Source organism: Vibrio sp. 10N.261.52.C11 (genome assembly GCF_041471405.1).
Taxonomy (GTDB): Bacteria; Pseudomonadota; Gammaproteobacteria; order Enterobacterales; family Vibrionaceae; genus Vibrio; species Vibrio crassostreae_C.
On the sequence record NZ_JBFROI010000081.1, the window covers coordinates 1 to 6087 of the forward strand.

A 6087-nucleotide genomic window follows, 5' to 3' on the forward strand; every position below is an offset into this window, starting at 1 on the left:
GAATTTAATGTGAATGAAACAAACATCTATAATCCTTGCTTTAATGTTCATCTTGGCGCGTGGGTATTAAGTTCTAATTTTTCTAGTCATGGTTATAACTGGAACAGTGTCGGCGCGTATAATGCGGGTTTTTCCAAACGTACCGAGAACGCCAGAAAAATATACATCCAAAAAGTCCAATCGGTTTATTTTAAGATGAACGTTCAATAAAAGGACTTGCACCATAATGGTGCAATGCCTTTAGCTTTTCCTCTCGCTTTCTTCCTTCAATTTCCAGATCCCCCGCATCCCTCGTTCGTCAGATTCATTCGCCACCTGGTCGGCTTTTGTCTTTCGCTGTCAGTTTTTCCCGTCGCTTTGATTAAGGAACTCAGATCATTCGTTCTGAGTTGTTGGTTAGTTGAGTTGGTGACCACACCCTACCCCATAATCTAGCGATTATGAATGGTTGTCTGTTGTAAGTTATTGATAATTATTGATGTTAAGTTTTTGTTTTTTGATGTTATGGCATTTTTGATAACGTTTTTTTGTTCAAAAATGCCCCTGTAAACAGGAGCTTAAAATGCAAAAAATGCCTCTTACTCAGCGATTTGTCGAGCATGTAAAACCGACTTCGACCACACAAGAATACTATGATACCAAGGTGTCGACGCTGTATTTACGAGTCTACCCGTCAGGGAGACGAGTGTTCTTTGTTCGCTTCCAGAGTAACGGATTGAGAAAAAATCATAAGCTAGGGTGCACATTAGAGTGCTCATTACGTCAAGCAAGACTAAAAGCCTTGCAGCTTGTTCATCAAGTACGCAGTCCGAAAATTGAAGCATTGCCCTCCATAACGCTACAGGCGTTCGGCCAAGAGTTTTTTGAGCGTTATCCTCGTCATTGGAAACCTCGCACTTTGAAAAAGAACGAAAGTGCCTTTCGTCTTCAGATCGCCCCTTATCTTGGAGATAGGGAAGTACAATCTATTGTTCGAAATGATGTTGAGCAGTGGTTTGCCCAGTTAAGCCATGTGAAAGGCTCAGCCAACCAAGCGTTAGTGTTGCTGTCGGTTATGATGCAACAATGTGAAACGTGGGAATATCGTCCTAAAAATACCAATCCTTGCCGTGGTTTCAAGCGTTATAAAGAAGGAGGGAGAGAGCGCTATCTTAGTAAAGACGAATTGCGACAACTCTGGCGAGTGTTAGACACGTTAGAGGGCGATAACCCGGCTAAGGTCATGATAATACGTTTGTTGATATACACAGGTTGCCGCTCATCGGAAGTGAGAACCTTACAATGGAAAGAGTACCGAGGTGGTCACTGGCATTTACTAGACAGTAAAACGGGGGCGAAAACGGTTTACCTTTGCTCACAAGTTAGAGCTTATCTTGATGCATGGCAATCAGAGAGTCCTTACCTGTTTCCAACCCCTTGTAACACTCAACCCATATCCACCAATCAGTTGGGTATATTCTGGCGACAGGCTCGCCAGTTGGCAGGATTGGAAGGTGTACGTTTGCATGATTTACGTCACACCTACGCCAGTATTGCCATTCAGTCGAAGGTAAACTTGATCGTGCTGAGTCGCCTTTTGGGGCATGCTGAAGCGGAAACGACGCTAAAGTATGCACATTTGGGACGTGAGGACGTGTGTCAGGCGGCCTCTCATGTGTCGGGAGTGCTCGTTAAAGGTATGCGCTCATGAAGTCACTGTTATTCACTTCTAAAGTGATTCAATTACTTCATTCGAAAACTCGAACGTATACGGTGTGGGATACCCAAGTGCCAGCGTTAGGAGTTCGAGTTTATACCGATGGTCGCCGTTTCTATGTGACTCATTTATCCATTCCCAATAAGACGTTGGCGGCAGTGGGACAACTGACACTCAAAAAAGTGAGACAACACGTACGTGCTTTACAGGCCTCTTTTTTAGACAAAGAGACGAAACCGATACGGTTGATCCGCTTTGATGCGTTGGTGAAAGAAGAATGGACGGATAAGGTCTGCAAGGGATGGAAAGTGAGTACACAAGGGACAGCGTCGAGCGCCTTAAAAAAGCATTTGTTGCCCGAGTTTGGACGTTTTCCTGTCAGCCGTATTGATTCGTGTCATGTGCATCGTTGGTTTGATGAACTCAGCCAGAATTACGCAGGGGCTGCCAACCGTAATCTTGATGTGCTTCGTTCTATCTTCAAATATGCGGTGAAACAAGGTTATTGCATGGAAAACCCTTGTGATGGTCTCAAGCAAAATCGTAAAAAAAAGCTCAATCGTTTTTTGAGTTTGGACGAGTTAGCGCGGTTGCATAACGCATTAACGGTGGTCAGCCAGCAAGGTGATATGGAAGCGTGCTGTTGTCAGGTGCTAAAGTTGGTGTTGTTAACGGGATGTCGAATTTCAGAGGTAACAAGCCTGCAATGGTCTTTTGTTAAAGGCAGGGAGTGGCACTTGCCGGACAGCAAAACGGGTGCGAAGGTGGTGTATGTGGGCAAGGAAGCGCAACAGCTCCTCTCAGACATATCCAAGCAAGCATGGACACAGCGTAGCGAATCACACGATGATGTGTTTATGCCTTTGCGTCGTTTTGTGAGTCGGTCGACTAAGGTTAGTATGGTCTGGCAACAGGTGCGAGCCTTAGCCAATATCGAGGATGTTCGTATTCACGACTTGCGCCATACCTTTGCCAGTTATGCGGTGTTAGAGGGGTATCCTATCCCAATGGTGTCGAAACTGTTGGGTCACACGCGCATTTCATCCACGCTTCGTTATGCTCACGTGGATGATGCGCAAGTATCGCAATCTGCTGAGGCGATAGGGGAAGTTATTAGTGGAATATTATCAGGTCAGCTTGTGAGTAACCCTAAAACTCGAAAAGTAAGAGCATCCAAACCTAAGCTGACGAAATCTCCCCCTAAACGCAGAGGAAGACCTATCAAAGCAATACCTGAACTTACCGATGAGGAGGTTGAAAGGCTTAGATATGAAGTGGATTTTTGGGAATGGTGATGAAAATATCTGTCGGAATAACATAAGTACATCAAATTTTAAGGTTAGGGTTTTGGTGAGATTCGTGTTTGAGGGCAGTCACACTTGGAGGTCTATGCTCATTTACTTTTCACTTGCCTCACCGTAGACCTTCAGCCCTGTAGCATCAACTAGCATCAACGGCTAAATGCTGAATTGCTTCTTCACCAGTCCAAAATATCAGTGACTAATGATTGATTAAAGCTTGATTATATTGCTTCCAGTGAGTTTCTTTATAGCGAGGCTTGGTCATTAATCTAAGTCTTTGAGTCAACTTAGCTGCTCAGCTCATAAGTTGAAGGTTTAATTTTCTAATCTTGATAAATAATGATTCTTTATCAAGATTACATGTGATTGTGAGCATCTTGTTTTTAAGTAAAGAGCTAAAGTTTGGCGTGTTTACTTATTAGAGTGGTAAAACGTTATGACTGTAGCAAAGAGGACATTAGGACGGATGATGTTTGTTGCGCAATTTTTACCAGTTGTATGGTTTGTTCTTCTAATATTAATCCAAGAGTGATTTTAAAGGCGATTAAAAACGCATACTTTGACTCCTTTGAAGAGGTGTGACGGGTTATGCTGAGCCCTTGTACAAGGTTTTCTGTTCCACTAATTTAGCTCATCGCATTAATCTTGTCATACAAAGGGTAGTGTTTGGAAAGGGCAGTGGTAGTGGTAAAAACAGCTTGAGCTAAGTTTGTTCAGGCGAGTCACTCTACTCATATATTAAGTCTAAGTGAGGAACGGTCGTCCATGTCGCGTTGAAGTCATTATTAAAACAACTTCTATGTCTTGTTGCTAAGAATCAAAGACAAGCCAAATCCAATAAATATCCCTCCAGTAACCTTATTAAATTTCGCTCTAACCTTTTCCTTTATAAGCCAAAACTTAAGCTTCTTTGTTACTAACGCGTATGTTAAAAGTGCTAGGAATGACGACGATGTAAAGGTGAGTGTAAGCAAGATAAATTGCGGTATGATGGAATGTTCAACTTCGATAAACTGAGGAAACAATATCTTTCTGTTATTCGCGCTAGCTTGGGGCTCATAATTTTTTAAAGTCCGTTTGTTTGATCTCCACGTCTTTATTCCAAGTAAAAATAGATATATTCCGCCAACCATTTTAATAAATAGGAATAATGATTCAGATGCCAAAAGAAGAACACCTAAACCTGTAGCCGATAAGCCTGCCATTGTGATCATAGCTGCAATATTTCCAAGAATCCCTGAGACCGCTCGCTCAACCCCATACACGGCTGAATTTTTCACAGTCAATAACACCGCAGGCCCCGGGGAAAAGTAGCAGCTACACAAATTGTAAAAATAGTAAATAGTCCATATGTTTGTTATCCGTAATATGAAAGACCTATTGAAAATATAAAGGACGTAATGCTCAGTTAGGGGATGAGACTCCTCGACTTTAAAAAGATTACATCACAAGTATTTTATTATGCCTTGACGGTTAACTAATTTATATTTAAATAACAAATTAATTAATATTAATTTTCGTTTAGCTTCCTTAATTTGACTGAATGATAATATTCATAGCTAAAGAAGCGCTTAAAACATTGATAGGGCGATGAATAGCTCTGGCGTAAGAGGAACACCTAGCGTAGCTCGTAAGTAGGACGTTCGCTTATTACAGTGGTATAGGTCTAAAGCTGTTGAGAATATTTAATGTTTATTCAAAAATGATACTATCTATTTGGGATTTATGAAAAAAATAATATTACTTACCTGTTTATTCAGTGTTCCTGTCCTAGCCGCGACAGAATCCCCTCAGTTTTTTGTTGGCGTAGTAGGGGGATACCAAGGGGCCCTGGAGGAGAATTGCAATCACTCAAATCCAGAGGGCACAATTTTAGGTCTCTATAGCGGGTTACAGTTTACTCCCTCTTGGAGTTGGGATTTAGGCTATCAATATCACGATGAACTAAAGGCGGATGGATGCCACTCGGTTAATGTTAAAACTTGGTTGATTGAAAGCACTCTTCGTTACGATTGGTACCTACAAGATAACCTAAGTTTATACGGTCGACTTGGTGCTGCTTATTGGGACATGGAAAAAACGCAACTGTCTTCAAGTAAGAGCGATGCAACAGGTTTTTCTCCTCTCGGTGGGGTGGGGATTAACTATCACTTTAACCCTAACGTCCGATTATCAACGGGTTATCAATACATTGACAGTATTGGTAAGTCAAACACGGGTAAGTATGATAGCCGTGGATTGTTGGTCAGTCTAACCTATACGTTTGGCAGTACAACTCAACCAGCGTTAGTCGAAACAGCGCCAACGTCTATTATTGAAGATACTCCCGTTAAAGAGATAGCCACTGTAAAAACACCGCCTCAAATACAGGTTTTTTCACCAAAAACTACAGATATATTGTCTGGTTTTGATTCAGGCGATCCTAGCCAAGAGTTTATTGACCAATTAACTGAAATCTCTTCAATATTAAATTCTTACCCACAAGCTCAGGCCACAGTTGTTGGACACACTGACTCAACAGGCTCAGCACTCTACAATCAAAACCTATCTGAGCATCGTGCTCAAGCGGTCGTCAATAAACTGATTGAATTGGGTGCCACACAGACACAACTTGAATGGAGAGGTGAAGGTGAGTCTCAACCTGTTGCTGACAACAAGACCGCAGAGGGGCGAGCTAAAAATCGCCGAGTTGAAGTTACCATCCCCAGTTTTCAGTTCCAAGAGTAAGTTATTATGATTAAATGTTTTAAAGCCTTATTTGTAATAGTGGTTTTTCCAATACTAACGTTATTAACTGGTTGTAATTCAGAAGGCGCCTTCTCTGGATCAACCATAAAACTAGAACGTATTGATATCGTCGCTTCTCCGATAGTGATGAAAGGTGTCAGTCAACTAACTCTTGCTGCGGGCAACAAGCAGCCCTTTGAAACGGTTGGTCACTACTCTGATGGTTCATCTCGCACATTGACGGATTTAAACGTGAGTGATTGGCACACAAGCAATTCTGATGTGGGGCGCTTTGATGAGACTGGCGTATTTACTGCTACTAACGAGGGCTATACCACAGTAATGGCCATCAAAGATGGCATC

At 42.1% G+C, this 6087-nt stretch carries 5 protein-coding genes and 1 pseudogene; 5 read left to right on the forward strand and 1 reads right to left on the reverse strand.

Translation table 11 applies throughout. From position 1 onward, the window contains the following. The 3 genes from AB4323_RS22760 to AB4323_RS22770 all read left to right on the forward strand — a co-directional run. Window positions 1–210 (forward strand): lytic transglycosylase domain-containing protein (locus AB4323_RS22760; RefSeq protein WP_372153412.1); only part of this gene is annotated, 210 nt, incomplete at its 5' end. A 352-nt stretch (window positions 211–562) separates the two neighbouring features. Then, window positions 563–1690 carry a site-specific integrase gene (locus AB4323_RS22765; protein WP_048669619.1) on the forward strand — a complete coding sequence of 376 codons (1128 nt, stop codon included), beginning with the start codon at window positions 563–565 and terminating at the stop codon, window positions 1688–1690. Next, window positions 1687–2991 carry a tyrosine-type recombinase/integrase gene (locus tag AB4323_RS22770; RefSeq protein ID WP_372153414.1) on the forward strand — a complete coding sequence of 435 codons (1305 nt, stop codon included), beginning with the start codon at window positions 1687–1689 and terminating at the stop codon, window positions 2989–2991. The genes AB4323_RS22765 and AB4323_RS22770 overlap by 4 nt, the downstream gene beginning before the upstream one ends. Before the next feature lie 803 nt (window positions 2992–3794). On the opposite strand, the gene AB4323_RS22775 is transcribed toward AB4323_RS22770, so the two are convergent. Then, a complete protein-coding gene (locus AB4323_RS22775; RefSeq protein WP_372153415.1) occupies window positions 3795–4277 on the reverse strand; it encodes a LysE family translocator in 483 nt (160 codons plus the stop codon). A gap of 445 nt (window positions 4278–4722) precedes the next feature. Between AB4323_RS22775 and AB4323_RS22780 the strand changes: the two genes are divergently transcribed. Both AB4323_RS22780 and AB4323_RS22785 read left to right on the forward strand, forming a co-directional pair. Next, window positions 4723–5724: an outer membrane beta-barrel protein gene (locus tag AB4323_RS22780; protein ID WP_372153417.1), complete on the forward strand. Its 1002-nt coding sequence runs from the start codon at window positions 4723–4725 to the stop codon at window positions 5722–5724. A 6-nt stretch (window positions 5725–5730) separates the two neighbouring features. Next, a pseudogene (locus AB4323_RS22785) lies at window positions 5731–6087 on the forward strand (hypothetical protein); the annotation flags it as partial.